The organism is Ponticoccus litoralis (genome assembly GCF_039769985.1).
Lineage (GTDB): Bacteria > Pseudomonadota > Alphaproteobacteria > Rhodobacterales > Rhodobacteraceae > Ponticoccus > Ponticoccus litoralis.
The window spans coordinates 34,793-60,657 of the sequence record NZ_JBDNCH010000005.1 but is presented as its reverse complement, the minus strand read 5'-3'; the positions used below and the strand labels follow the sequence as shown (position 1 = coordinate 60,657).

Genomic DNA, 25,865 nt, shown 5'->3' with positions numbered 1-25,865 from the left:
CCCGCCGGGGCAGCCAAGGGAGAGAGAGATTGACCAGACAGTACGGAACCCTGCCGGACCTCGCCGGCAAACGCGTCCTGATCACCGGGGCCTCGACGGGCATCGGGGCGGCGCTGGCGCGCGCCTTCGGCGCGCAGGGCGCCGTGGTGGCGGTGCATTACAACGCCAGCAAGGAGGCGGCAGAGGCGGTGGTCGCCGATATCGAGGCAGCGGGCGGTTTTGCCGTGGCGATCCGTGCCGATGCCTCGGACAGCGCGGCGCTGGCCGCGGCGGTCGAAGAGGCGGCCACGGCGCTTGGCGGGCTGGACGGGCTGATCAGCAACGCCGGCGGCATGGTCAAGCGCGTGCCCTACGCCGAGGCGACGGACGAGGATTACGACCGCATCATGGACCTCAACGCCCGGTCGGTCCTTGTGGCCGCCGTGGCCGCGGTGCCACACCTGAAGAAGCAGGGCGGCGGCTTCATCATCAACACCACCTCGATCGCGGCCCGCAACGGGGCAAGCGGCGGGGCGGGGCTGTATGGTTCGTCCAAGGCCTTCGTGTCGAACGTGACGCGCGGCATGGCGAAAGAGTGGATCGGCGACGGCATCCGCGTCAACGCGGTGGCGCCGGGGGTGATCACCACGCCCTTCCACGAACGCTACTCGACCGAGGCTCAGATGGAGGCGATGCGCGCCACCATCCCGCAGGGCCGCCACGGGGTCGCCGAGGAATGCGTCGGCGCCTATCTCTTCCTCGCCTCCGAGGCGCTGTCGGGCTACATCATCGGCCAGACGCTGGAGGTCAACGGCGGGCAGCTGATGCCGTAACCGGTCGGGGCGTTCGTCGCGCGGGCACCCGCCCGCCAACGGCGGCCTTGAGAGGGGGCAGGGGGTGCTGCACAGCCTGGGCACCCGCCTTCCGGGCGGGTCTATGGTGCCTTGCCCGACCCGCGCCGGTGCTTGTGACCGTACCGGGTGCACCATGACGCCGGGGCAGGGGTGGCGCCCTGTCCTCTGCGCGACAGAATTGTGACGCGCTGACCGCTTTCCCGTTTGGATGGTGCGGTTGACGCAGGTATTCTGGCCATAGAATCGGACGCCACAAAGAGCGTCGCTATCGAGGGCCGAACAGATGCATCCGTTGATCTACTCCTGCAAGCTTATGCAGACCCCCAGCGACCTGGGGCGTTTCCGGCTGTGTCCCGGCGACGATCTGGAAATCGGTCTGGACGAGGATCATGTCGCCATGATGGCGCGGCCCCGGACATGGGCCAGCCGCTTCGTCGGGCGCGGGTTGCGCCCGGTCGGGCGGGTCGGCTCGGAGCACGAGGCCAGCCTGCGACCGCTGATCGAAGAGGGCCGCCACATGCGCGTGCGCGTGGTCAATGTCGACGGCTTCGTGGACCTACCGGAATCGATCACGATCTCGGTCTGGGTTCAGGGCTGACCGGGCCACTTGACGCGCCGCCCGGGCGGTTCCGTAAAGCTGAAGCACAATCATCGCCATATCCCGAACGGTATTCCCGGTGTCGAGACACGCTTGACGATCCTGTTTTCAGAGGGAGTCATGAAGGGGCGGATCGATCTGCCCCGCTTTGTTGCGCTGAGCGCGACCAACCATGCCAAGACTTACGGCCTCTATCCGCAAAAAGGGACGATCGCGATTGGCAGCGATGCCGATTTTGCAATCTGGAGCCCCGAGACCCGTGGCGTCATCCGGCACGACGACCTGCACGACGGAGCGGATTACACGCCCTCCGAGGAGTTCGAGGTTCAGGGCTGGCCCGAAACGGTCCTGCTGCGCGGAAGAACCGTGATCGAAAAGGGCGCCATGATCGCGCAGGGTCAGGGCGCCGTGGTCGCGCGTTGCGGTGGCGGGTGACCCGTCACCTCCTGACCGCCGACCGTGAAGAAAGCCCTTGCGGCCCGTGGCGGCGAAGGATGGGCCGGGCCCTATGCGCCGGGCGGTCACCCCGGGTTGCGGCAGGTCATGACGGCGCTTTCTGCCAGAAGGCAGAGACATAGGCATCTTTCGGGCGTCGGCCCGAGGCGCGCCGTGCAGAGCGGACCGCGGTGGCCAGCTCTCGCTCTCCCGCGAACCAGAGGAAGATGTCCTGCCCCCCGGCAATCGCGGCCTCTGCGTCCTGTGCCATCCGGTCCCGCTGTCCCGGCGCGGCGTGGTCGATCTGCAACCCCGGATGCGTCGGGAACGGGTAGGCCGTGCTCGCGGCGTCGGCGTAAAGCGTGATGTGTCCGGTCGCGTCCGGGTTTGCTTCGAGGATGCGGGCAATTGCCGGGAAGGCGGTTTCGTCCCCGAAGCCCCGCAGCGCGCCGGACACCAGACAGCCACCGCCCCCCGGGGCGGTGACCAGCACCTGCTGGCCGAAGCGCGCGGTTCGCGCCCAATGCGTCGCGCGCCCTCCGGCGTGCTCGAAAAGATCGAAGCAAAGCCGCCCGCGCGCCGTATCGACCGCGCGCGCGGTGTAGACCGGAAGGTGCAGCCTGTCTTCGCCCTTGGGCCAGTCGGTCGCGCCGTTCTGCGCCACGGTCGGCCAGCGTGGCGCGCGCCCCTCGGGCGGGATGCCAAGCCGGAAATGGATCGCCGCATCGGAGAAGCGCGACACGTCGCCCTGCAGGGTCACCCGCAGGAAGCCGCCGGAAATGGGCTCGACGCCGACCGTGGTCATGATGCCGGCATTGGCGGGAAGACGCGCCTGCGGCGGCGCATCGTTCCAGCGGATCGCGTTTGCGAGCTTGGGCATATGGGTGCCGATCTGCGCCACGAGCGCGTCTTTCAGAACCTGCAGGTACTCGGCATGTGGCGCGCGGATCGCGATCTGAAGCCCGGCGGCGCAGGGCAGGAAGTCTATCCTGCCATAGAAGCTTTCAAGCGTGAGACCCTCCGCGTCGTCCCGCGCCACGGCCAGGTCGTGTTCTCTGGCCTGCGCAAGGGCGCCCCGCCGCAGCAGCGCGAATTCCATCTCGAAAGGGGCGGTGCGGGCGGTGGACTCAGACATGCAGCACCGCCTTCTGCCCCGAAACGCGCCAGATCATCGGCAGCGCCGCAAGCGAGAGCGCGCAGGCGAGACCGAAGAAGAACCCGTAGCCGAAATGTTCGGCCAGCAAACCCGCGGCGGTTCCCGAAAGCATCGAGACCCCGGCATCCATGCATTGGAAAAGCGTGAAGTCGACACCGCCCTGACGCGGGTCGGACCAGACCATGAACTGCCCGTAGAGGGCGACGAAGCCAAAGGCCATGACGGCAGCACTGGCCACCATCGCCGGCGGCGCCACAGGGCCGCAGGCAGGATCGTGTCGCCCGCCGACAGGGCCACGATCGCCAGGATCGCCGATTGCAGCGCAACCGCGCCGACCAGCACGCTTTGGGCGCCGAACCGACGCACGAACCCGCCGCCCAGCATCGCCCCGAGAAAGCCCAGCGTCAGGCTGCCGACGCCGCTCAGGATGCCGAGGCTTGCCAGATCATAGCCCGCGTCGATGAAGAAGGGTCCGAACATGCCTATCGCGGTTTTCTGCGCCACGACGTAGAGCGCGGCGATCAGCAGCCCCTTGCGGACCTCCGGGCGCCGGAGGGCGGCTTTGAGGCTTGGTGTATGGGCGCGCGGCAGGGCCATGGGGCTGCGGGCGATGCGTGTGAAGGGCAGGCAGAGCACGGCGATCACCAGCGCCATCGCCCAGCTGGCGCCAAGCCATCCGACGCGGTCCACAAGGATGAGGAACACGCCGCCGCCGATTGCAGAGCCAAGATAGGCCCCGCCGACCTGGGCGGCATTGCCCCAGCCGTAGCGCGTGTTCCGCAGCGCGGCGACGGCATAGCCGTCACAGGCGATATCGACGGTGGCGGTCGCGAAGGCCGCAACCATCAGGATGGCCAGCACCGGCAGCACCGGGAAGGGCCCGACGAGCCCGACCGCCAGCAGCGCGGTGATCACCACCGTCACGCCGCTCAGCACGATCAGGGCCGACCGGTCGCGCCCGCCATCGGGCAGGCGGAACCGCTCGATCCGCGGCGCCCAGAGGAATTTCAGCGCCCAGTGGAAGCACCAGCAGCGAGACCAGCCCGATCTGGTCCAACGGAAGCTCCTGCGCCCGCAGCACACCGGGCAGCCCGGCCCAGGTCACCCCGCCGATGACGTTCTGCATCACGTAGACGCCACCGATGGCCCCGATGACGCGCCAGTGTCCCCTTTGCCCCGACATCAGAAGCGGTACGCGATGCTGGCGGTCGCGGTGCGGCCCTCGGTGCGGTAGCAATAACCGGCGCTACAGGTCTGGTCGGTGTTGTCGAAGACGTTCTTCACGTTCAGCCGCAGGCCAAGCCCGTCAAGGCCAAGCTGGCCGAAATCGTAGGACAGCGACAGGTCCGCGAAGAGCTGGTCGTCGTTGCGGAAGCTGTTGGTATCATCGCCCCAGCTTTCGCCGACGTAGCGCAGACCGGCCCCAAAGCCCCAGCCTTCAAACGCACCGGCGCTTGGCTCGTAGAAGCCCCAGACCGAGGCCGTGTGTTCGGGGGTCGCCGACAGCTGCTTGCCCTCGGTGCCCGAGGCGCCGCGTTCGATCTCCATGTCGAGATAGCTATAGGCGGCGGTCATCCGCAGGCCGCTGCCGAAGTTGAACTGCCCCTCAAGCTCGACCCCGCGTGAGCGCAGATCATAGGGCACCTGCACCTGATAGAGCCCGCCGAAATCCGCCGGATCGACGGTCTGGAACACCACGCCGTCCTCCTGGCGGATGTCGAAGAGCGAGGCGGTGATCAGGCTTTCGGTGTTGGGCAACTGGTACTTGAAGCCGATTTCCTTCTGCAGGCCCCGGGTCGGATCGCCCGTCCGGCTCGCTGTCCGGCGCATGGGCGCCGTCGTAGACCAGGCCGGTGGTCGGCACGAAGCTGCTGGACAGGTTGGCAAAGACCGAGAGGTCTTCATTGACCGCATAGCTCACGCCGATCCGGCCAGAGAACCCCTCGTCGGACGTGTCGGTGCCGTTCTCTGCGGCATCGAAGGTGGTGGTCTGGACCCAGTCGTAACGACCGCTGAGAAAGACCGTCCAGGCGCCGGTCTGGATCTGGTCGTGCAGGTAGAGGCCAAGCTGTTCGATATCCTGCCCGCCGGAATAGGGCTGGTTCATCGCGTCCGTCGCATCCGACGAGACATAGCCGACGCCGCCGTAATAGGCATCGTAGGAGGCATCGCTGTAGTCGAGGCCGGTCACCAGCGTGTGGTTCAGCGCACCGGTGGTGAAGAAGGCCTCGGCGCTGGTGTCGACGGCGAAGGTCCGGGAGTCTTCAAGGTAGTGCCCCCAGTAGCGCCCCAGTCCGGCACCCGCCGCGTAGAGACCGCTGAATTCGAGATCGGCATCGACTTCGGAGTAGCGCAGGTTCTGGCGCAGGGTCACGCTGTCGGTCAGCTCGTGCGCGATCTCGTAGCCAAGGCGCCACTGCTCGTTGTCGAATTCGTTGTAATCGGGGTCGCCGACATAGATGTGCGAGGCCTTGCCGTATGAGGGGTTGTAGTAGGACGCCGTGCCGCCGCGCGTGGATTTTGCGTATTCACCCAGAAGGGTGACTGTCGTGCGCTCGGTCAGCTGGTAGGTCAGGGCTGGCGCGATCATGGCGAGATCGTCCCGGAAGCCTTCCAGCGGCGTTTCGGCGTCACGCAACACGCCGGTCAGGCGGTAGCTGAGGCGCCCATCCCCGACCGGCCCGGCGAAGTCGAAATCCAGCTCCTTGTGCGCCTCGGTGCCGAAGCTCAGCTGCACCTCGCGGAAGGGCTCCTGTTTCGGGCGCTTCGACACGATGTTGACGATGCCGCCCGAGCCGCTGACACCGTACATCGACGACGACGGTCCCTTGAGCACCGAAACCGCTTCGAAGCTGTAGGGGTAGTTCTGATACCACGCCGAGGGCCCGTTGACCTGCCGCAGCCCGTCGCGGAACAGGCCGGTGTAGGCAGAGGCGAAACCGCGCAGGTAGATCGCGTCATAACGGCTGTCGAAGCCGAAATTGGTGGTGCTCGCACCAGCGGTATAGCCAAGCGCATCCAGCAGCGTGCGCGGCTCCTGATCCTCGATCTGGTCCTGCGTCACCGTGCTGATGTTCTGGGGAATGTCGCGGATCGCCGTGTCGGTGCGCGTCGCCTGGCGACGCTTTCGGCGACATAGCCGTTCTGCAACAGGGTATCGTCGCTTTCCGCTTCGAGAACGAGCGTTCCAAGACCAAACCCGGTGCCATCCTGCGCCAGAGCGCGTGTGGTAAGCGTCGTGGTCGACACCGCGGCAATGCCGGCAAGCAGGGCAATTCGGGAAACAAGCATGGGAGCCTCCATCATGGTGGCCCTGGCTGGTTCCTGGCTGAGGCATCGTGCAGGGGTCTCTTGACCGTTTTACTGGGGAATTTCAATCCACCCGACGCGCAGGTGCCCCGGTGAGGCAGTCCAATTGTATCTTTGAGGTAACAGGACATTGTCCGGCGCTTTTTGGCAGGCGTTGACAGAGGCGCTGCCGGTGCTTGCCGCACCGGGAGCCGGGCGATGCCAGGGGCGGGGGGCCCTGTCGGCGGGACATGCATCGCAAGGCGCAGGGTCCGGCTGACAGGCGCCAAAGAGTTCCGGGCTTTTGGCGTCTAGTGGCGGTCGTGGGGTCGTCTGAGGCTTTCGACCTCGTGCCGCCGGATCGGGGCAACGGCGTTCTGATCCGAAAGCCTCAGGCAATGCGGGGGAATCTTTGCTGCGCATAATTAGGATTATGTTAATATATCTGAATGCCGGCGGGCGGTTCCGTTTCCGCGTTGTCAGGCCCCCAAACGTGAAACGCCCCCGGGGGTCGGGGGGCGCTCTGCTGGTTTTGTCAGGATCGTCGCGGGGTCCGCGCTCAGGCCTTTCGGGGGCCGGGGCGCCCTTCTGGGCCGCGACACGCTTGCGGCTGAAGATCCGCGCCACGATGACGAAGAACAGCGGCACGAAGATCACCCCCAGAACGGTGCCGGTGATGGTTCCGCCCAGCACGGCAGAGCCGACCGCCGTCCGGGCGCCCGCGCCCGCGCCCGAGGACAGCACCAGCGGCACCACCCCCAGAGAGAAGGCCAGCGAGGTCATGATGATCGGGCGGAAGCGCTGCTTGGCCGCCTCTTTCACCGCCGTGTACAGGTCTTCCCCCGCCTCAAAGCGTTCGCGGGCGAATTCCACGATCAGGATGGCGTTCTTGCCGGTCAGGCCGATGACCGTCAGAAGGCCGACCTGAAAGAAGACGCCGTTCTCGAAGCCGAACCACCAGGCCGCGCCCATGGTCCCCGAGGACGCCGATGGGCATGGCCAGCATGACCGAGAAGGGGATCGCCCAGCTTTCGTACAGCGCCGCGAGGCAGAGGAAGATCGCCGCCAGCGACAGGGCATAGAGCATCCCCGCCGAGCCGCCGGAATCCAGCTCTTCCAGCGACAGGCCGGTCCAGGCCACGCCGTAGCCCGGCGGCAGCTGCGCCACGATACGCTCGACCTCGGCAATCGCCTCGCCGGTGGACACGCCCGGCGCCGGAGAGCCCTGCACCTGCATCGAGGGGATGCCGTTGTAGCGCGTCAGGCCCTGCGGCCCGTAGTCCCAGCTTTCGGTGGTGAAGTTGGCGAAGGGCACCAGCTCGCCGCTGGCGTTCCGAACCCGCCACTTCTGCAGGTCGGAGGGCGTGGCGCGGCTGTCGGCCTCGCCCTGCACATAGACCCGCTTGATCCGGCCGTTGTCGTTGAAGTCGTTCACGTAGGTCCCGGCCCAGGCGATGTTCAGCGTGGTGCCGACATTGGCGGGCGTCACACCCACCGCGCCCGCCGCGCGCCAGTCGATGTCCAGCTTGAACTGCGCCGCGTCCTCCAGCCCCGAGGGCCGGGCCGAGCCGATCAGCGGGCTTTGCGCCGCCATCCCAAGGAACTGGTTGCGCGCCTCCAGAAGCTGCTCGTGGGTCTGGCCGCCAAGCGCCTGCAGGTAGAAGTCGAAGCCCGAGACGTTGCCAAGCTCGATCACCGAGGGCGGCACGATCGGGAAGACCTGTGCGTCGCGGATGCCCATGAAGGCCGGGAAGGCGCGGCCCGCCACCGCCTGCACCGACTGCTCGGGCGAGGGGCGTTCCTTCCAGTCCTTCATGCGCACGAAGGCAAGGCCCATGTTCTGCCCCTGCCCCGCGAAGCTGAAGCCCACGACGCCGAAGACAGAGTCGACGTTCTCGGCCTCGGCGGTGGCAAAGTGGTCTTCGACAGATTCGACCACGCGCTGGGTGCGCTCTGCCGTGCCGCCGGTCGGCCCCTGGATCAGGGTCATCAGGATGCCCTGATCCTCGGCGGGCAGGAAGCCGGTCAGGGTGTTCTCGAACAGCACGACAAGGCCATAGCCCATGGCCGCATAGAGGATCAGCACCCGGAAGGGCCGCTTGATCACCGCGCCCACGGTGGCGCCATAGCCGCCGGTCAGCTTGTCGAAACCCTTGTTGAACCACGCACCGGGGCCGCGTGCCGGCGCGTGCTTGGACTTCAGCAGCGTCGCGCAAAGCGCGGGCGTCAGGGTCAGCGCCACCAGAACCGACAGCGCCATGGCCGAGACGATGGTGATGGAAAACTGCCGGTAGATCACGCCCGTCGAGCCGCCGAAGAAGGCCATGGGCACGAAGACCGCCGACAGCACCAGCGCGATGCCGATCAGGGCGCCGGTGATCTGGCCCATGCTCTTGCGGGTCGCCTCACGCGGGGAGAGGCCCTCTTCCTCCATGATGCGCTCGACGTTTTCCACCACCACGATGGCGTCGTCGACCAGAAGGCCGATGGCCAGAACCATGGCCAGCATGGTCAGCGTGTTGATGGTGAAGCCCGCCATCGACAGGATCGCGAAGGTGCCGAGGATGACCACCGGCACCGCCAGCGTCGGGATCAGCGTGGCGCGCAGGTTCTGCAGGAACAGCAGCATGACCAGGAATACCAGCCCGATCGCCTCGAAAAGCGTCTTCTGAACCTCGTGGATCGAGATCTCGATAAAGGGTGTGGTGTCGTAGGGGATGACGTATTTCACGCCTTCGGGGAAGAACTCGCTGTATTCCTCGATCCGCTCCTTCACCCGTTCGGCGGTGTCCAGCGCGTTGGCACCGGTGGCGAGGTTCAGCGCCATGCCCGAGGCGGGCTGGCCGTTGTACTGCGCGATGGCCGCGTAGTTCTCGGCCCCGATTTCCACCCGCGCCACGTCCTGCAACAGCACCAGGCCGCCATCGGTCTCCGACCGCAGCACGATATTGCGGAAGTCCTCGGGCGTCGACAGCAGCGACTGCGCGGTGATCGTGGCGTTCAGCTGCTGGCCCTCGGGGGCGGGCAGCGTGCCGAAGGCACCCGCCGAAATCTGCGCGTTCTGCGCCGAGACGGCGGCCACCACATCGGACGGCGTCATTTCAAACGCCGCCATCTTGTTGGGGTCCAGCCAGATCCGCATGGCGTATTGCGCGCCGAAGACCTGCGCACCGCCGACGCCCTCGATCCGGCTGAAGGCGTCCACGAGGTTCGAGTTCAGGTAATCCGAGAGGTCGGACTGGTCCATCCGCCCGTCTTCAGAGATCAGGCCGATGACCATGAAGAAGGACGAAGAGGCCTTCTGCACCCGCACCCCCAGCCGCTGCACCGTCTCGGGCAGCAGCGGCGTGGCCTGCGCCAGCTTGTTCTGCACCTGCACCTGCGCCACGTCCGGGTCGACGCCGGATTCGAAGGTCAGCGTTACGCTGGCCGTGCCCGCCGAGGTCGAGGAGGACGACATGTAGCGCATGCCGTCCAGACCGGTCATCTGCTGTTCGATGATCTGGGTGACGGTATTGGCCACCGTCTCGGCCAGAGGCGCCGGGATAAGAGGCGTTGATGCTGACCGAGGGCGGGGCGATCTGCGGATATTGCGCCACCGGCAGGGTAAAGACCGACAGCAGCCCGACCCCCATGATCAGGATCGAGATCACCCAGGCGAAAACGGGCCGGTCGATGAAAAAGCGGGCCATGCTGTGCTCCGTGCCTTGGGTGTCAGTCTGCGGATGTGGCGGCGTTCATCGCCAGCGCGCGCTCTTCGGGGGCGACCGTCATGCCCGGAGAGACCTTCTGCAGACCCTCCACGATGATCCGGTCCCCGGCGGCCAGCCCGTCGGTCACGACCCAGTCGCTGCCCTGATCGCGCTGCACGGTCAGCTCGCGCGTCTCGACCACGTTCTCGGCGTTGACCACCATGGCCACGGGACGGCCCCGGCGGTCGCGGGTCACGCCTTCTTGCGGGGCGAGGATCGCGCCCTCGACCACCGCCTGCGGCATCTCGACCTGCACATACATGCCGGGCAGCAGGAATTCGTCGGGGTTCGGGAATTCCAGCCGCAGCACGATCACGCCGGTCTGCTCGTTCACATGCGGTTCGGCGGCGGCAAGGATGCCCGCGTGTTCGTAGGTCTCGCCGTCGGCAAGGCGCAGGAAGACCTCGGCGCCCGCTTCCTCGGCCACCTGCTGGCCCGAGCGGCGCCATTTCAGGATCTCGGCGGCGGATTGCGTCACGTCCACATAGACCGGGTCAAGCTGGCAGATCACCGTCAGCGCATTGGCCTGACCGGATGTCACCAGCGCCCCCTGCGTGGTCTGGCTGAGACCCACGGTCCCGGCGATGGGCGCGCGGATGGTGGTGCGTTCAAGGTCGATGCTCGAGGCCAGAACCTGCGCCTCGGCCACCTTCACCGCGGCCTGTGCCACGTCGCGGGCGGCGGTGGCATCGTCCAGCACCTGCTGGCTGCTGACGTTGCGCTCGCGCAGTTCCTTCTGGCGCTCTTCCTCGCGCTGCGCCGCGCGCAGCTGCGCCTCGGCCTGCGCCAGCCCGGCCTCGGCGGCAGCCTTGGCGGCCTCGTAGGTGGCGGCGTCGATCTGGTACAGCGCGGCGCCGTTCTTGACCGGCTTGCCCTCTTCGAACAGCCGCTCGATCACGATGCCGCTGACCTGCGGGCGCACCTCGGCCACCCCAGAGGCGGCCACCCGCCCCGGCAGGGCGGCGGTCAGGGTGATGTCGCGGGCCTCCAGCGTGACGACGGTCACCGGCTGCGGTGGCCGCTCGCCGCCCTGCTGGGCAAGGACCGGGACCGCGACCAGCGCCAGAAGAATGGCAAGCAGCAGCGAACGGGGGGAAGACTTGGGCATCACGGACTCCGGAAGGTCGGTTTGGGCTGGCATCGGTGCTTGCCATGAGGCATTTACGGAACTGAGCGGTTTTGTAAAGGTGCGTCGCGGGAACCCCGTCGATTTCATCCGCGTTTCTACTGTGGAGGTGGCAGGGATGTTGCAAGTTTCACCGGAGACCCGGGCAGAGCCGAAGACAACGGTGCGCAGGCGCGGACGGCCTGTGCAGATGTGCCAGACCGCGCGCGAGACGCTGGTGCTGGATTCCGCCATCGCGCTGTTGCGCGAACATGGCCCGGACGAGGTGACCATGGAAGAGATCGCCCGCCGCGCGGGCATGTCGAAGCGCACGCTTTACACCCTGTACAGCAGCCGCGAGGAATTGCTGGGCGCCGGTCTGGAACGCATGAGCCGGTCGCTGTTCCGCCCGCTTGGGCCGGACGATCGGGCGGCCTCGCTGGAGGACCGGCTGCGCATCCTTCTGACCTTCAACCCCCAGAAAGAGCCGCCCGCCGTGGTGATCGAGATGCTGCGCGCGGTGATCGCCGGGGCGCGGACCTACCCCGAGATGGGCCGCAGCCTGTCGCGCTCGGGCCCCGGGCAGGTTGCGGTGCTGCTGTGTGCCGAACTGCAGCGCGCGGTCGCGGCGGGCGAGGTGGCGCTGGATCCCGCCGAGATCGAGGGCGCCGCCGAACTGCTGGTCGACATGGTGGTGGGCAATGCCATCCCGGCGCTTCTGAACCCCGATCACCTGCCCCGCGATCCCGAGGCGCAGGCCGCCCGCCGCGACCGCGCGATCCGCATCTTCCTGAACGGCGTGCGCCCGCGCTGACCGCCCGACGCAGCCGCCGTTACGCGACAGGCTGGGGCCGCGATGCCCGCACATCCCGGCCCGGCGCTGATCGTTACCGGACGGGGCGGACGGCCCGCAGGATGGCGATCTCTCGGACGCATCCCCGGCACCCGGTGCATGCACGCGCGGGCGGGCCCGGAGTGCAACCTGCGTGGTCCCGGCTTGCACCGAAGGGTCAGCCCCCAGCCGCCCCGGACACCGCGGAACCGGGGCTTACGCCAAGGAATGCGGAAACCTGCACCCCGAGTCCGATTTGTGACCGGTTTGGTCCGAAGCGGACGTTCCATAACCTTTTGATCCGGCGATACTGGGCGCAAAGGAGTCGGATCAGATGCGTTATTCTGGCTGGAAAGTCATCAAAGAGGCCCTGACGGGCCACCGCGGCTGGGGCCCCGCATGGCGGGATGCCACGCCCAAGGCGGACTACGATACCATCATCATCGGGGGCGGCGGGCATGGGCTGGCGACGGCCTACTACCTTGCCAAGCACTTCAAGCAATCCCGTATCGCGGTGCTGGAAAAGGGCTGGATCGGCGGCGGCAACGTGGGCCGGAACACGACCATCATCCGGTCGAACTACCTGCTGGACGGCAACGAACCCTTCTACGAATTCTCGCTGAAGCTCTGGGAAGGGCTCGAGCGGGAGCTGAACTACAACGCGATGGTCAGCCAGCGCGGCATCCTGAACCTGATCCACTCCGACGCGCAGCGCGACGCCTTCACCCGGCGCGGCAACGCGATGATCCTGAACGGCGCGGATGCCGAAATGCTGAGCACCGCGCAGATCAAGGAACGCTACCCCTTCCTCAACACCGAGGACGCGCGCTTTCCGATCAAGGGCGGGCTGGCGCAGCATCGCGGCGGCACCGTGCGCCACGACGCGGTGGCCTGGGGCTATGCGCGCGGCGCCGATACCCATGGCGTCGACATCATCCAGAACTGCGAGGTCACCGGCTTCCGCATCGAGGGTGGCCGGGTGCTGGGGGTCGAGACCTCGCGCGGCTACATCGGCGCGAAGAAGGTCGCCTCCTGCGTGGCCGGGTCGTCCTCGCGGGTGATGGAGAAGGCGGGCATGCGCCTGCCCATCGAAAGCACCGTCCTGCAGGCCTTCGTCTCCGAGGGGCTGAAGCCGGTACTGCCGGGGGTCATCACCTTCGGCGCCGGGCACTTCTATTGCAGCCAGTCCGACAAGGGCGGACTGGTCTTCGGCGGCGACCCCGACGGCTACAACACCTATGCACAGCGCGGCAACCTGCCGGTGGTCGAGGACGTGGCCGAGGGCGGCATGGCGATCTTCCCGATGCTGGGCCGCGCCCGCCTTCTGCGGATGTGGGGCGGCATCATGGACATGTCGATGGACGGCTCTCCGATCATCGACCGCACCCATGTCGACGGGCTCTATTTCAACGGCGGCTGGTGTTACGGCGGCTTCAAGGCGACGCCCGCAAGCGGCTTTGCCTATGCGCATCTGCTGGCCACCGACACCCCGCATGAAACCGCCAAGGCCTATCGCTTCGACCGTTTCGCCCGTGGGCGGATGATCGACGAAAAGGGCATGGGCAACCAGCCCAACCTGCACTGAGGAGACCCGGACATGATCATCGACCACCCCTCCTCGGGCCGCGCGACGCCTCGGAATTCGTCTACAAGGGCGACGCCATGCTGATCCATCGGCCCGACGGCATGGCCGAGGACGCCCCGGAGAAATTCGTCGACTACGGCTACCTGCGCGACAATCCCGCGGGCGAACACCGAGAGCTGTGGTTCCACGAACAGGGCGACCGCTCTTGGCTGGTCGTCACCCGCAACACGCTGACGCATGAGATCGCCTCGGTCGAACTGGCCCGCGACGTGGCCCGCCGGGAAGGACGCACGAAATGACCCGGGAAAACCGAGTTCAGGGCGGTCTGATCGACCGTTCGCAGACCTTCAAGTTCCGCTTCGACGGGCGCCAGATGACCGGCCACGCGGGCGACACGCTGGCCTCGGCCCTCTTGGCCAACGGCGTGCGCCTGATGGGCCGCAGCTTCAAGTACCACCGCCCGCGCGGCCCGCTGACCTCGGGCTCCGAGGAACCCAACGCCATCGTCGAACTGCGCGAGGGCGCGCGGCAGGAACCCAACACCCGCGCCACCACGGCAGAACTGTTCGACGGGCTGGTGGCCAAGTCGCAGAACCGCTGGCCCTCGCTGGCCTTCGACGTGATGTCGGTGAACGACCGGCTGTCCAGCTTCTTTGCCGCCGGGTTCTACTACAAGACCTTCATGTGGCCCGCCGCCTTCTGGGAAAAGCTCTACGAGCCGATGATCCGCCGCGCGGCGGGTCTGGGCAGCCTCAGCCTGCAGGACGATCCCGACAGCTACGACAAGGGCTTCCTGCACTGCGACCTGCTGATCGTCGGCGCCGGTCCCGCCGGTCTGGCGGCGGCCCTGACCGCTGGCAACGCCGGGCTGCAGGTGATCCTCGCCGACGAGGATTTCGCCCTCGGCGGGCGGCTGAACGCCGAGACCACGGCCCTTGGCGATCAGGCCGGGCACGCCTGGGCGGCGGAAACCGTGGCGCGGCTGCAGGCCCTGCCCAATGTCCGCGTGATGCCGCGCTGTACGGTGCAGGGCGCCTTCGACCATGGCATCTATGGCGCGGTCGAGCGGGTCAGCGACCACCTTGCGGTGCCGCAGGCGGGCAAGCCCCGGCAGATCCTCTGGCGCATCTACGCCAAGCGCAGCCTGCTGACCGCGGGCGCCATCGAGCGGCCCATCGCCTTTGAAAACAACGACCGCCCCGGCATCATGCTGGCGGGGGCGCTGCGCGCCTATGTCAACCGCTGGGCCGCCGCGCCCGCGCGCCGCGTGGCGATCTTCACCAACAACGACGACGGCCACCGCACGGCGGTCGACCTGAAAGCGAAGGGCGTCGAGATCGCCGCCGTGATCGACACCCGGCCCGGTCAGGGCCATGCCGATTACGAGGTGCTGCAGGGCGAGATCATCGACACCGCAGGCCGTCGCGGGCTGACCGGCGTCACCGTCCGGCTGGCCTCTGGCGGCACGCGGCAGATCGACTGCGGCGCGCTTGGGGTCTCGGGCGGGTGGAACCCCAACCTTGGCCTGACCTGCCATCAGCGCGGGCGCCCCGCTTGGGATGAAGGTATCGCCGCCTTCGTGCCGGGCGAGGATCTGCCCGGCGGCATGAGCGTCGCGGGCGCGGCACGCGGGCTGTTCTCGACCCATGCCGCGCTGACCTCGGGGGCCGAGGCGGCGGCGCGCATCGCCTCCGACCTCGGACAGAACGCCACCGCCCCCGACCTGCCGCAGGCCGAGGACGCGCCGGTGAACATCACCCCCTTCTGGCACGTCCGCGACGCGAAACGCGCCCGGGTCGACCAGCAGAACGACGTCACCGCCAAGGACGTGAAACTGGCGCATCAGGAAAACTTCGTCTCTGTCGAGCACCTGAAGCGCTACACGACGCTGGGCATGGCCACCGATCAGGGCAAGACCTCGAACATGGGTGGCCTCGCCATCATGGCCGAGATCGCCGGCAAGGGCATCCCGCAGGTCGGCACCACGATCTACCGCCCGCCCTACACGCCCGTCGCCATGGGCGCGCTGGCAGGCCGGTCGCGCGGCAAGGACTTCCGCCCTGTGCGCAAGACCCCCAGCCACGTCTATGCCGAGGAACAGGGCGCGGTCTTCGTCGAGGTCGGCAACTGGCTGCGCGCCCAGTGGTTCCCCCGCAAGGGCGAAACGCACTGGCGCGAAAGCGTCGACCGCGAGGTGCTTCAGACCCGCAAGTCGGTGGGCATCTGCGACGTCACCACGCTGGGCAAGATCGACGTGCAGGGCACCGATGCGGCAGAGTTCCTGAACCGCATCTACTGCAACGGCTTCGCCAAGCTGGCCGTGGGCCGCACCCGCTACGGGCTGATGCTGCGCGAGGACGGGATCGCCATGGACGACGGCACCGCCGCGCGTCTGGCCGAGGATCACTTCGTCGTCACCACCACCACCGCCAATGCGGTGGGCGTCTATCGCCACATGGAATTCGTGCGCCAATGCCTGTTCCCGGACATGGACGTGCAGCTGATTTCCACCACCGAGGCCTGGGCCCAGTTCTCCGTTGCCGGTCCCAATGCCCGCAACCTGCTGCAAAAGGTCGTCGACCCGGAGTTCGACATCTCGAACGAGGGCTTCCCCTACATGGGCTGCGGCGAGATCACCGTCTGCGGCGGCCTGCGCGCCCGGCTGTTCCGGATCTCCTTCTCGGGCGAACTGGCCTATGAGATCGCGGTGCCGACCCGCTACGGTGACGCACTGATCCGCCGCCTGATGCGCGAGGGACGCGAATTCGACGCGGTGATCTACGGCACCGAGGCGCTTGGTGTCATGCGGATCGAAAAGGGCCACGCGGCGGGCAACGAGCTGAACGGCACGACCACGGCGCTGAACCTCGGGATGGGGCGCATGGTCTCTTCCAAGAAGGACTCGATCGGCGCCGTGCTGTCGCGCCGCGAAGGTCTGAACGAGGAAGACGCGCTGAAGCTGGTGGGCTTCAAGCCGGTCGATCCGTCCAAACCGGTGCCCGCCGGGGCGCACCTGATGACGCGCGGCTCGCCCGTCGATGCGGCGCACGATCAGGGCTATGTCACCTCGGCCTGCTACTCGCCCAATCTCGGGCATGCCATCGCCATCGGCTATCTCAAGTCGGGCGACACGCGGCTGGGCGAAACCGTCCGGCTGGTCTCGCCGCTGACCGGCATCGACCACGAGGTCGAGGTTGTCAGCGCCCATTTCGTCGATCCTGAAGGAGAGCGTCTCCGTGCATGACCTCATCGCCATCACTCCGCTTGGCGGGCACGAGCCGCGCCGCGACCACCACCACGGCCAGGACCTGATCGAGGTCACCGACGTGGCGCTGGCCTCTGTCGCCGCCCGTCTGGGACAGGAGGCCGCCGGCGCCGCGCTGGTGGCCGAGGTGACCGGGGCCGAGGCCCCCGCCCCGGGCCGCGCCTCATCCTCCGCCTTCTGGATGGGACCGGACCAGTGGATGGTCGAAGCCCCCTTCGCCACGCAGGAGGACCTGGCCCGCGAGATTGCCGGAAAGGCCTCGGGCGTGGCCAGCGTGACCGAACAGACCGACGCCTGGTGCCGCTTCGATCTGAAGGGCGACCGGCTGGGGGACGTGCTGGAACGGGTCTGCAACGCCGACGTGCGCCGCTTTACCGGCGGCGAGGCGATCCGCACCGCCATCGAGCATCTGGGCTGCTTCCTCGTCGTCCGGGCCCCGGGGCATTTCTCGGTGATCGGGCCGCGCTCTTCGGCGGGCTCGCTGCATCACGCGCTGCTGACCGGGATGCACTCGGCGCTGTAAGGCGCCCGATCTGAAACACCGATGGCCCGCGCCATGCCCGGGCCGTCGGTGACGCACTCTGCCCAAGGGCCCGCCGCCGCCCGGTCGGTCAGACCGAGGGCACCGGCAGGTTTTCCCGCACCCGATTCAGGTTGATCCGGCGCCTGTCCTCGCGCGGGGGCAGGCCGAAGGCCTCGGTGTAATGCCGGTTGAAGACCTTGGCGCTGGCATAGCCCACGGCCTCGGCGATCTCGGCCAGCGTGTCGTTGGAATACATGACGATCTGCCGCGCCGCCTTCATCCGCATCTGGCGGAAATAGCGCGTGGGGTTCTGCCCCACCGCCTTCTTGAAACTGCGTTCCAGATGGCGCGGGGTGATGTCCAGCGCCTCGGCGATCTCTGCCACCGTCGGCGGATCGTCCAGATTGCCCGCGACCAGCTCGATGGCCCGCGCCACCAGCGGCGGCACGTCCTCCTGCCGGTTGCCGCCGGTCACCGGGATCACCTGCGCCACGCCGGTCTTGCGCACCATCGGGTGCTGGAACCAGCAGGCGACCTCTGTCGCGGTCTCGGGACCAAGTGCGCCGTCCACAAGCGACAGCGCAAGGTCGAAGGCCGCCGCCGCCCCCGAGGCGGTCACGCAGCGCGGCGAAATCTCGATGACCTTTCCCGAGGCCTCGACCTCGGGAAATTCGGCGTGAAAGGCCGCCTCGTAGCACCAATGGACGGAAAACGGCCCGCCGCGCACCGCGCCACTGCGCAACAGCGGAAAGACGCCGCCGCTGATCGCCCCCAGCACCGTGCCGTGACGGGCCGCGCGCCGCAGGTCGGCGGCGGCATTGTCATCGCGAAAACTGCTGGTCGGGGCGGAAAGCAGCAGCAGGTAATCGCAATCGCCCAGGTCGCTCAGCCGGCGCGTTGCCTCGAAGGCGATGCCGGCGCTGGACATCACCCGCGATTCGCCGTCCGAGACCAGTTCCCATGCAAAGCGGGTGCCGCCCGAAATCTCGTTCGCCGCGCGCAGCGGCTCGATCACGGAGGTCAGGCAGGCCATCGGAAAGCCCGGGAAAATCAGCAGGCCGATCTTCAGCACCGCGTCGGTCATCGTCCCCTCCTGCGCGTCCTTGCCTCTCTTTTCTCCACTGCGGGGAAAGGTTTTGCAACACGGTGAAACTCTGCCCGCCGCCGGGGGCGCCGGACGTTCCTCGCGCCTGAACACCCGCCTGCCCCATGCCGCGCAGAGGTGGCGGGCCGGTGTCATGCGGGCCACAGGGCGGGGGCGCGGTTTGGCGATTTCTCATGTTTGCTGAGGAAATCGGCGGGTTTTTGGGCGATTTGGCAGGCTTGATTGACTGTGAGGAAAACTTTTTTCATATCAGTTGCGGGATCAGGGATCGGGTGCTAGCCTTTCGTCAGGTGCCCGCGGGCAGAATCAAGAAGTGGAGCAAACGCGAATGTGCGGGATTGTCGGACTCTTTCTGAAGGACAAGGCGCTGGAGCCGCAGCTTGGCGCCCTGTTGACGGACATGTTGATCACCATGACCGATCGCGGCCCGGACAGCGCCGGGATCGCCATCTACGGCAATACCGCCGAGGGCCGGTCGAAGCTGACGGTGCAGTCGGACGAGGGTGACGCGGCCTTCGGCGATCTCGCCGAAAAGCTGGGCGCGGCGATCGGCGCCGGGGTCGGCCTGACCCGCAAGGACAGCCACGCGGTGCTCGACCTGCCCGCCGACAAGCTCGCCGAGGCGCGCAAGGCGCTGGCGGATGTGGCGCCGGGCGTGCGCGTCATGTCCTCGGGCGAGACGCTGGAGATCTACAAGGAAGTCGGCCTGCCCAAGGACGTGGCGGCGCGCTTCGAGGTCTCGAAGATGCAGGGCAGCCATGGCATCGGCCATACCCGCATGGCGACCGAATCCGCCGTGACCACCATGGGTGCGCATCCCTTCAACACCGGCCCCGACCAGTGCCTTGTGCACAATGGCTCGCTGTCGAACCACAACTCGCTGCGCCGCAAGCTGCGCCGCGACGGGGTCCATATCGAGACCCAGAACGACACCGAGGTCGGCGCCGCCTACCTGACCTCGGAAGATGCAGCAGGGCGCGACGCTGGGCGAGGCCCTGGAAGGCGCGCTGCAGGATCTCGACGGCTTCTTCACCTTCGTGGTGGGGACCGAGGACGGCTTTGGCGTGGTGCGCGACCCGATCGCCTGCAAGCCCGCCGTCATGGCCGAGACCGATCAATACGTTGCCTTCGGCAGCGAATACCGCGCGCTGGTGAACCTGCCGGGCATCGAGGATGCCCGCGTCTGGGAACCCGAACCCGCAACCGTCTACTTCTGGAAGCACTGAGACATGCAGACATTTGACCTTGCGGTAGAAGGGCTGCGCTCGCTGAACGAAACGCTGCACGCGCAGGCCGGAAGCACCAACCAGACCGCACTGGGAAGTCGTCAATCCGCGCGGCAGCCATGCCATTGCCGTGGGCCTCGACGCGCCCATCGAGGTCTCGGTCAAGGGCTCCACCGGCTATTACTGCGCCGGCATGAACAAGCAGGCCACGGTGCATGTGCACGGCTCTGCCGGGCCGGGCGTGGCCGAGAACATGATGTCGGGCACCGTCATCGTCGAGGGTGACGCCAGCCAGTACGCCGGCGCCACCGGGCGCGGCGGCACGCTGGTCATCAAGGGCAATGCCAGCTCGCGCTGCGGCATCTCGATGAAGGGCATCGACATCATCGTGCACGGCAACATCGGCCATATGTCGGCCTTCATGGCGCAGTCCGGCAACCTGGTGGTCTGCGGCGATGCCGGCGAGGCGCTGGGGGATTCGCTTTACGAGGCGCGGCTCTTCGTGCGCGGCTCGGTGAAATCGCTGGGCGCCGACTGCATCGAGAAGGAGATGCGGCCCGAGCACCTGACGCTGCTGGCCGAGCTGCTGGAGCGCGGCGGCTGCGACGCCAAGCCCGAAGAGTTCAAGCGCTACGGCTCGGCCCGCCAGCTGTACAACTTCAAGCCTGACAACGCCTACTGAGGGGCCCGCCAGATGAAAGACGATACAAGACACGCGCCGCGCACCACGCCGATCCAGTCGGCGACCTTCTCGCAGTCGATCAACGCCGAGATCCGGCGGGCCGCGGCGACCGGCATCTACGACATCCGCGGCGGCGGCGCCAAGCGCAAGGTGCCGCACTTCGACGACCTGCTGTTCCTCGGCGCCTCGATCTCGCGCTATCCGCTGGAAGGCTACCGCGAGCGCTGCGACACCTCGGTGACGCTGGGCACGCGCTTTGCCAAGAACCCGATCCAGCTGGATATTCCGATCACCATCGCGGGCATGTCCTTCGGCGCGCTCTCCGGTCCGGCGAAAGAGGCGCTGGGGCGCGGCGCCACGCTGGCGGGCACCTCGACCACCACCGGCGACGGCGGCATGACCCCGGAAGAGCGCGGCCATTCGCAGCGGCTGGTCTACCAGTACCTGCCCTCGCGCTACGGCATGAACCCCGACGACCTGCGCCGCGCCGATGCCATCGAGATCGTCGTGGGCCAGGGCGCCAAGCCCGGCGGCGGCGGCATGCTCCTGGGGCAGAAGATCTCTGACCGCGTGGCCGAGATGCGCAACCTGCCCAAGGGCATCGACCAGCGTTCGGCCTGCCGTCACCCGGACTGGACCGGGCCGGACGACCTGGAGATCAAGATCCTCGAGCTGCGCGAGATCACCGGCTGGCGCGTGCCGATCTACATCAAGATCGGCGGGGCGCGGCCCTACTTCGACACCACGCTGGCGGTCAAGGCGGGCGCGGATGTGGTGGTGCTGGACGGCATGCAGGGCGGCACCGCGGCCACGCAGGACGTCTTCATCGAGCACGTCGGCCAGCCGATCCTCGCCTGCATCCGCGAATCCGTGCGGGCGCTGCAGGACTCGGGCATGCACCGCGAGGTGCAGCTGGTGGTCTCGGGCGGGGTCCGCACCGGCGCCGATGTGGCCAAATGCATGGCGCTTGGCGCCGATGCGGTGGCCATCGGCACGGCGGCGCTGATCGCGCTTGGCGACAACGATCCGAAGTGGGAGGCCGAGTACCAGAAGCTGGGCACCACCGCGGGCGCCTATGACGACTGGCAGGAGGGCCGCGACCCGGCGGGCATCACCACGCAGGACCCGGACCTGATGGCGCGCTTCGATCCGGTCGAGGGCGGGCGGCGGCTCAACAACTACCTCAAGGTGATGACGCTGGAGGCCCAGACCATCGCGCGGGCCTGTGGCAAGAGCCACCTGCACAACCTCGAACCCGAGGACCTCTGTGCCCTGACGCTGGAGGCGGCGGCCATGGCCAAGATCCCCCTCGCCGGCAGCGACTGGTACCCCGGCAAGCCCGGCACCGGCTACTGACCAGAGCTCTTGCGGCGCGGCCCTCTCGACGGGGCCGCGCCGTTTCTGTGAAAAACAAACGAAAAGACAACAGGGAAACAGCGGAAATGACCATCGACCTGGCCGCCTACGCCAAGGACAAGGGCGTCAAGTACTTCATGATCTCCTACACCGACCTCTTCGGCGGCCAGCGCGCCAAGCTGGTCCCGGCGCAGGCCATCGCCGGCATGCAGAAGGACGGCGCCGGCTTCGCGGGCTTCGCCACCTGGCTCGACCTGACCCCCGCGCATCCCGACATGCTGGCGGTGCCGGACCCGTCTTCGGTGATCCAGCTGCCCTGGCAGCCCGAGATCGCCTGGGTCGCCAGCAACTGCGTGATGGAGGGCCAGGACGTCGCCCGGGCGCCGCGCAACGTGCTGCGCCGGCTGATCGACGAGGCCGCCGAAGAGGGGCTGCACGTCAAGACCGGCATCGAGGCCGAGTTCTTCCTGCTCACCCCCGAGGGCGACGAGATCTCCGACCCCTTCGACACCGCCGCGAAGCCCTGCTACGACCAGCAGGCCATCATGCGCCGCTACGACGTGATCCGCGAGATCTGCGACTACATGCTCGATCTCGGCTGGGGCCCCTACCAGAACGACCACGAGGACGCCAATGGCCAGTTCGAGATGAACTGGGACTTCGACGACGTCCTGAAGACCGCCGACAGGCATTCCTTCTTCAAGTTCATGACCCGCTCGGTGGCCGAGAAGCACGGCTTCCGCGCCACCTTCATGCCCAAGCCCATCGAGGGACTGACCGGCAACGGCTGCCACGCCCATATCTCGGTCTGGGACGCGCCCGGCAAGGCCTCGAAGGAGAACGTCTTCGCCGGCAAGGGCGAGGGCCAGACCGGCGAGCTGGGCCTCTCCGAGCGCGGCAAGCACTTCCTCGGCGGCATCATGAAGCACGCCAGCGCCCCGGCGGCGATCACCAACCCCACGGTGAACAGCTACAAGCGCATCAATGCGCCGCGCACCACCTCGGGCGCCACATGGGCGCCCAACTCGGTGACATGGACCGGCAACAACCGCACCCATATGGTGCGCGTGCCCGGCCCCGGCTCGCTTCGAGCTGCGCCTGCCCGACGGCGCCGCCAACCCCTACCTGCTGCAGGCGGTGATCATCGCCGCCGGCCTCTCGGGCATCCGCTCGAAGGCCGATCCGGGCAAGCGCTGGGACATCGACATGTATGCCGAGGGCCACAAGGTCACCGGCGCGCCCATGCTGCCGCTCAACATGCTCGACGCCATCCGCGCCTATGACGCCGACCCCGAGCTGAAGACCGCCATGGGCGACGCGTTCTCGACCTCCTACATCAAGATGAAGCGGCAGGAGTGGAACTCCTTCGTGAACCACTTCTCCAGGTGGGAGAAAGACAACACCCTCGACATCTGACCGCGGATCGCCTTCACGACAAAGCCCCCTCGCAGCAGCCTGCGAGGGGGCTTTCCATTTCTACCGACCGCTGCCGCCCGCGGCGGCAAGATCGTCGACGATCTTGCGCAAATTCCATTCATGGAATTTGCGCTCCGCAATCACCCGGACCCGACGCTTTTTCAGGAGGGCTGTTCGCGCCAGTCGGGCAGGTCGTTCACCAGCATATGCGCGGCCCGCCGCAGGGTCGCGCGCAGCTTCTCGACCGCCGGGCCCTCCATCCCGCAATCCGCCAGCGCCGCGTCGAAGGTCTTCAGCCACAGCTCCGCATCCGCCTGCCGGATCGGCACATGTGCATGGATCTCGCGCAGGTTCATATGGCCGTTGCGTTCGCGGTAATAGGCACGCCCGCCCAGGAAACCGGACAGGAATTCCATCTGCGCCTGCACGGTATGCGCCATCCCGTGGCCCCGAAAATGCAGCCGCAGCAGCGGGTAGGCCTCGGGGTCGGTTTCCATCCGGTCATAGAAGGCGGTGACCAGCGCGTGCAGCCGCTCCTCTCCGCCAATCTGATCCAGTGCTGTTTTCATGCCTGCCTCGCTAGCCGAGTGGTGCCGGGCGCGCCTTGACCCGGATCAAGCCCGAGGCCGCCCTGCCCCGGCCCTGCGCTGTCCGAAGGGGGCGCGCAGATGCCCTGGCCCGCTGTCCGGGGCGCACCGACACCCGTCGCGGCCCTGCGACATGGCAGGGACAGGGTCCGCCCGGTGCCATGGGGGAAGTGCCAGTGTCGCGCATGCCGCCACCTTTGCCGCCAAAAATGTTTGCATCGTAGGAACATTAATTTAACCATAAGAATACTCCGATCCGCCCGATCCGGCAACAGCAACCCGTACGGGGGACCCGCTTCCCCCGCAAAGCCATACAGGAGCGCCGTCCCGCATGATCGCCATCACCCTCGGCCTTGCCGCCGCCCTCGCCCGGGGGGCCCATGATGTCTGCGTCCGCTATGTCAGCCAGAACAACGGCATCTTCGCCTCTCTGGTCTGGGTGCTGGGCTTCGGGCTGGTGCTGGCGACCCCGGTCAGCGCGGTGGCCTGGCAGCAGGGCGCGGGCGGCGGATCGCTGCCGCTGGCGATGCTGTCGGGGTTGTTCTTCGCGCTTGGCGGCCTGGCGCTTTACAAGGCCTTCTCCATCGGTCCGGTGCGGCTGGTGGCGCCAGTGATCGGGGCCTACCCGATCCTTTCGGTCGGCTGGGCCTGCCTCTCGGGCACGCCGGTCACGGGGCTGCAATGGGGCATGGTCGCGGTCATCGTCGGGGGCATCGCGCTGCTGTCGCAGTCCGACCCGGAGGACCATGGCTCTGGCGGCGGCGCGCCTGCCATCTTCTGGTCGCTGCTTGCCGGCATGGGCTTCGCGGCGACCTTTGCCGTGGGTCAGGCGGCGACAGCCACCGGAGGCGAACTTGCGCTTCTGGCGCCCACCCGCGCCGTGGCGCTGGCGGCGGTTCTGGCCGTGGCGCTGGCCCTGCGCGCCCCCTGCGCCCGGAGCGGCGGCACCTGCCGCTGCTGGCGCTGATGGGGGCGCTGGATGCGGTTGCGCTGGGGTCGGTGATCGGCGCGGGCCGTACCGACCGGCCAGAGTTCGCGGCGGTCGGGGCCTCCACCTTCGAGAGTCCTCACCATCGTGCTTGCGGCGCTGTTCCTGGGCGAACGGCTGAAGCCGCGTCAATGGATGGTGGTGCTGGCGATCTTTGCCGCCATCGGTGTGCTTGGCAGCCCCGAGGGTTAAGCCCCGGCGACGACTTTTCCCCGCGACCGCATCCGGCACCCGCTGGCATCGCGGAAGGACAGGGCGCCCGGGCGATGGCTTGTCACGCAAGACCGGCAGGGCCGGGCGCCGACCCTTCGGCACGGCTCTGGGACGGGCAGCAGCCCGGCGCGCCCTGCGGATCGGGGAAGAAACGCCCTTGGGCAACGGGACCGCTGCCGGTCAGGCCCCGGCGCGCCTGCGGGGTGACCGGGCAAGGATGCCCTGCCCGGTCACGGGGTCACGCTTTCAGATGCAGCGCCGCGTTTTCATAGGGGTAGCCGCAATCATCGACGGCCCGACGCGCGGTTTCGCGGAACCCCAGGGCGGCATAGAACCGCATGGCCTGTTCGTTCCGGGTGTAGACTTCAAGCGAGAGCGCGCCCTTCTGCGCCAGCGCATGGGCGATCAGCCTGCAGCCGATGCCCTGCCCCTGCCGGTCCGGCGCGATGAAAAGCCCGCCGACGAAATCGCCCAGAAGGCTGATGAAGCCCGGGGCGCTGTCCCCGTGGCAGGCGACCCATGTCTCCGAGTTCGGCAGGTACTCCGCCTCGATCAGCTTCTGCTGCTCCAGCAGCCTTGGCTTGCCGATGAACGGATGGGCCATGAGCGATGCGTCCAGCCAGATGGCCGACAGGTTTGCAAGATCCGTTGCCGCGTCATACGTACCGGATCGTGATGTGCTGGTTCTCCATGAGAACTCCATAGAATAAGATGCACGAAAGGGTCGGCACACAGGGGTGCCGGTCGATGCCGCAAAAAGCGGAAAAATCAGGACCTCAGCGCATCAATCTCCTTCTATGGTCGCCCCGCTCATACAGCCCTGCCCCGCGCGCGTCAACGGCAACGAGGGGGCACCCGATCCGGGCCTGCCGGTTGCCCGGCGGCGCGGTCCATTGTGCATGGGGGGCGGGCGTGGCCCG

Annotated in this window: 18 protein-coding genes and 5 pseudogenes; 13 read left to right on the top strand and 10 right to left on the bottom strand. The window is 67.6% G+C overall.

Annotated features, from left to right (window positions below):
* The first annotated feature begins 29 nt into the window (after positions 1-29).
* From ABFB10_RS23810 to ABFB10_RS23800, 3 genes are all read left to right on the top strand, one after another.
* Positions 30-812: an SDR family NAD(P)-dependent oxidoreductase gene (locus ABFB10_RS23810; RefSeq protein WP_347168677.1), complete on the top strand. Its 783-nt coding sequence runs from the start codon at positions 30-32 to the stop codon at positions 810-812.
* A 304-nt stretch (positions 813-1,116) separates the two neighbouring features.
* Entirely contained in the window at positions 1,117-1,431 is a 315-nt protein-coding gene (locus ABFB10_RS23805; RefSeq protein ID WP_347168676.1) for a hypothetical protein, read from the top strand.
* A gap of 93 nt (positions 1,432-1,524) precedes the next feature.
* Positions 1,525-1,866, top strand: a complete 342-nt coding sequence (locus ABFB10_RS23800; protein WP_347168675.1) for an amidohydrolase family protein — start codon at positions 1,525-1,527, stop codon at positions 1,864-1,866.
* A 106-nt stretch (positions 1,867-1,972) separates the two neighbouring features.
* Here ABFB10_RS23800 and ABFB10_RS23795 read toward each other — a convergent pair whose 3' ends face one another.
* The 7 genes and pseudogenes from ABFB10_RS23795 to ABFB10_RS23765 form a co-directional block, all read right to left on the bottom strand.
* Positions 1,973-3,001, bottom strand: coding sequence for a siderophore-interacting protein (locus ABFB10_RS23795; RefSeq protein ID WP_347168674.1), 1,029 nt, complete (start codon positions 2,999-3,001; stop codon positions 1,973-1,975).
* 33 nt (positions 3,002-3,034) lie between these two features.
* Positions 3,035-4,105, bottom strand: coding sequence for an MFS transporter (locus tag ABFB10_RS23790; protein ID WP_347168673.1), 1,071 nt, complete (start codon positions 4,103-4,105; stop codon positions 3,035-3,037).
* A gap of 99 nt (positions 4,106-4,204) precedes the next feature.
* Positions 4,205-4,852 (bottom strand): TonB-dependent receptor domain-containing protein, encoded by a 648-nt coding sequence (locus tag ABFB10_RS23785; protein WP_347168672.1) that lies wholly within the window; start codon positions 4,850-4,852, stop codon positions 4,205-4,207.
* Positions 4,853-4,913: 61 nt separating this feature from the next.
* Positions 4,914-6,086, bottom strand: a pseudogene (locus ABFB10_RS23780) (TonB-dependent receptor domain-containing protein); the annotation flags it as partial.
* Positions 6,083-6,313, bottom strand: coding sequence for a hypothetical protein (locus ABFB10_RS23775; RefSeq protein ID WP_347168671.1), 231 nt, complete (start codon positions 6,311-6,313; stop codon positions 6,083-6,085). The pseudogene ABFB10_RS23780 and the gene ABFB10_RS23775, both read right to left, overlap by 4 nt.
* A 594-nt stretch (positions 6,314-6,907) precedes the next feature.
* Positions 6,908-10,002: pseudogene (locus ABFB10_RS23770) on the bottom strand (efflux RND transporter permease subunit); the annotation flags it as partial.
* A 22-nt stretch (positions 10,003-10,024) separates the two neighbouring features.
* Positions 10,025-11,170 carry an efflux RND transporter periplasmic adaptor subunit gene (locus ABFB10_RS23765; protein ID WP_347168670.1) on the bottom strand — a complete coding sequence of 382 codons (1,146 nt, stop codon included), beginning with the start codon at positions 11,168-11,170 and terminating at the stop codon, positions 10,025-10,027.
* A gap of 136 nt (positions 11,171-11,306) precedes the next feature.
* Between ABFB10_RS23765 and ABFB10_RS23760 the strand changes: the two genes are divergently transcribed.
* From ABFB10_RS23760 to ABFB10_RS23740, 5 genes are all read left to right on the top strand, one after another.
* A complete protein-coding gene (locus ABFB10_RS23760; RefSeq protein WP_347168669.1) occupies positions 11,307-11,981 on the top strand; it encodes a TetR/AcrR family transcriptional regulator in 675 nt (224 codons plus the stop codon).
* A gap of 352 nt (positions 11,982-12,333) precedes the next feature.
* A complete protein-coding gene (locus ABFB10_RS23755; protein WP_347168668.1) occupies positions 12,334-13,584 on the top strand; it encodes a sarcosine oxidase subunit beta family protein in 1,251 nt (416 codons plus the stop codon).
* Complete coding sequence (locus tag ABFB10_RS23750) at positions 13,581-13,883, top strand: sarcosine oxidase subunit delta (RefSeq protein ID WP_347168684.1); 303 nt, start codon at positions 13,581-13,583, stop codon at positions 13,881-13,883. The genes ABFB10_RS23755 and ABFB10_RS23750 overlap by 4 nt, the downstream gene beginning before the upstream one ends.
* Positions 13,880-16,828 carry a sarcosine oxidase subunit alpha family protein gene (locus ABFB10_RS23745; RefSeq protein ID WP_347168667.1) on the top strand — a complete coding sequence of 983 codons (2,949 nt, stop codon included), beginning with the start codon at positions 13,880-13,882 and terminating at the stop codon, positions 16,826-16,828. Before ABFB10_RS23750 ends, ABFB10_RS23745 begins: the two co-directional genes overlap by 4 nt.
* Positions 16,821-17,372, top strand: coding sequence for a sarcosine oxidase subunit gamma (locus ABFB10_RS23740; protein WP_347168666.1), 552 nt, complete (start codon positions 16,821-16,823; stop codon positions 17,370-17,372). The genes ABFB10_RS23745 and ABFB10_RS23740 overlap by 8 nt, the downstream gene beginning before the upstream one ends.
* 88 nt (positions 17,373-17,460) lie before the next feature.
* Here the strand turns inward: ABFB10_RS23740 and ABFB10_RS23735 are convergent, their stop codons facing one another.
* Positions 17,461-18,456 carry a GlxA family transcriptional regulator gene (locus tag ABFB10_RS23735; protein WP_347168665.1) on the bottom strand — a complete coding sequence of 332 codons (996 nt, stop codon included), beginning with the start codon at positions 18,454-18,456 and terminating at the stop codon, positions 17,461-17,463.
* 349 nt (positions 18,457-18,805) lie between these two features.
* On the opposite strand from ABFB10_RS23735, the pseudogene ABFB10_RS23730 reads away from it, so the two are divergent.
* The 4 genes and pseudogenes from ABFB10_RS23730 to glnT all read left to right on the top strand — a co-directional run bounded on the left by ABFB10_RS23730 (position 18,806) and on the right by glnT (position 23,157).
* Positions 18,806-19,703, top strand: a pseudogene (locus ABFB10_RS23730) (class II glutamine amidotransferase).
* Positions 19,704-19,706: 3 nt separating this feature from the next.
* A pseudogene (locus ABFB10_RS23725) lies at positions 19,707-20,385 on the top strand (protein GlxC).
* 12 nt (positions 20,386-20,397) lie between these two features.
* A complete protein-coding gene (locus ABFB10_RS23720) occupies positions 20,398-21,741 on the top strand; it encodes an FMN-binding glutamate synthase family protein (RefSeq protein ID WP_347168664.1) in 1,344 nt (447 codons plus the stop codon).
* An 86-nt stretch (positions 21,742-21,827) separates the two neighbouring features.
* Positions 21,828-23,157 (top strand): annotated as a pseudogene (gene glnT, locus ABFB10_RS23715) (type III glutamate--ammonia ligase).
* A gap of 161 nt (positions 23,158-23,318) precedes the next feature.
* Here glnT and ABFB10_RS23710 read toward each other — a convergent pair.
* Positions 23,319-23,726, bottom strand: coding sequence for a group II truncated hemoglobin (locus ABFB10_RS23710; RefSeq protein ID WP_347168663.1), 408 nt, complete (start codon positions 23,724-23,726; stop codon positions 23,319-23,321).
* 349 nt (positions 23,727-24,075) lie between these two features.
* On the opposite strand from ABFB10_RS23710, the gene ABFB10_RS23705 reads away from it, so the two are divergent.
* Entirely contained in the window at positions 24,076-24,711 is a 636-nt protein-coding gene (locus ABFB10_RS23705) for an EamA family transporter (protein ID WP_347168662.1), read from the top strand.
* Between the two features lie 472 nt (positions 24,712-25,183).
* Here ABFB10_RS23705 and ABFB10_RS23700 read toward each other — a convergent pair whose 3' ends face one another.
* On the bottom strand, positions 25,184-25,549 hold the full coding sequence (locus tag ABFB10_RS23700; RefSeq protein ID WP_347168661.1) for a GNAT family N-acetyltransferase: 366 nt from the start codon (positions 25,547-25,549) through the stop codon (positions 25,184-25,186).
* Positions 25,550-25,865 lie beyond the last annotated feature (316 nt).